Consider the following 1,583-nt stretch of genomic DNA (forward strand, 5'->3'; position numbering starts at 1 on the left):
CTGTTATGAAGTGACCTTTGTCAAGACAAAATTACACTCATATTCTAAAAATATTCAGTTTTAGATTGATGACATAGAGGAACTCCTAAACAAATCTATCGACAGTTAACCACTCTGTTATTCGTGGATTGGGTACCTAAGGTTAATGGTCCGTCGAGCAGGTTTTGTAAATCTCATATCGTGGATCAATAGCTTTTTCGTACAGTCCTCCTCGCGATTTGATTCGTGTACCACTATTGCCTTAAGAGGTGAATCGTAAATAACCAGACCTGTTTCATTATTTACGAAGTTCCTCTATATCATCAATCCTTTGTCTTTCTAAAAGTCTTTCTTCACATCTCCTTTCACTTATTTTTTATTTTAATGGATGTTTCCTGTTTCCATTCCCCAAATAAAACATGCTAACTCTCTAGCTACAGCGACTATTGCCTTATTTCTAGGCACATTTCGTTCAATCAATTTTTGGTATTTCTTCTTCAAACGTTCTGTTGCCTTATCCGCATATGCAATAATATTTACATCCATTCCTTTTTGACGACTTTTTAACCCTTGTGATTTTTTCGCATATACGTTTCCTTTCACCAAAGATTGTGCACATTCTACCAGTGTTTTTCTAATCACTGTATTTCCTTGCTTTGTAATACCAATTCGGTTGTTTTTATCGCCACTAGAATGTTCTCCTGTTGTAAGTCCAGTATAGGATGCATATGCTTTTGCGCTTGGAAAACGTTCAAAATCAGCTGTTTCTACCTGTATAGTCATGGCTGCAAATGTTTCTATACCCTTAAAACATCTTAATTTAGATACCTTTTCATGGTATCTTTCACTTTGATACATCTCATCAATACGATTCATGAATCGATTGATTTTATCGTTTAAATTTTCCATTTCTGCAATATATTCATTTAAGGTTTCTCTTTGAATTTCTGACATTTCCAATTCTCTGATCCAATTCATATAGCGAATTGTCCATTTTGATTTACCATCATATTGATAGCCATGACGCAATACAAATGCGCAGATTTCCTGCTTAACTCTTTTTAATTCCTTTTTGAAATCATGAATCATACGGATGTATTCTTTTATTTCAACATCTTCTTCATCTGGAGCATATACAGATTTATATGATCCACTAGCCAAGTTCTTTGCAATATTCAAAGCATCCATTCTGTCATTCTTTACCATCTTATTTTTTGCAGAAACCTGCATAGTTGTAGGAGCCAAAATTACACAATCCACTCCTCTTGCAGTTAACGACTTATAAAGAGAATATCCAAGACAACCTGCTTCATAACCACATTTGATTTCTATATCGTTTTCATAACGACTTTTAAGTGTTTCAATAAACTTAATTACTAGTTTTACATCAGAAGCAAATGTAGATTCTGAAACGATTTCTCCTGTATAACCATCATAAGCGCATAAACTAAACGAATTTTTGTGGACATCCATTCCAACAGATAATATACTTTTCATAGTGACCTCCTATTGTGTTATGGCATCGACACCATAAGTGTTTTTATCAATTCAATTATGAGTCGTAATCCACGTATTGACAATAGGAGGTCACTTCATATTATCTC

At 34.0% G+C, this 1,583-nt stretch carries 1 protein-coding gene; it reads right to left on the bottom strand.

Annotated features, from left to right (window positions below):
- Nucleotides 1-360: 360 nt before the first annotated feature.
- Nucleotides 361-1,476 carry an IS110 family transposase gene (locus tag LJE08_RS13460; protein ID WP_227403507.1) on the bottom strand — a complete coding sequence of 372 codons (1,116 nt, stop codon included), beginning with the start codon at nucleotides 1,474-1,476 and terminating at the stop codon, nucleotides 361-363.
- Nucleotides 1,477-1,583: the final 107 nt, after the last annotated feature.

The organism is Holdemanella sp. DFI.5.55 (assembly GCF_020593575.1).
GTDB classification, from domain to species: Bacteria; Bacillota_I; Bacilli_A; order Erysipelotrichales; family Erysipelotrichaceae; genus Holdemanella; species Holdemanella hominis.

Coding starts and splice junctions, on each gene's coding strand:
- LJE08_RS13460 (WP_227403507.1), bottom strand. CDS start 1,476: ATGAAAAGTATATTATCTGTTGGAATGGATGTCCACAAAAATTCGTTT.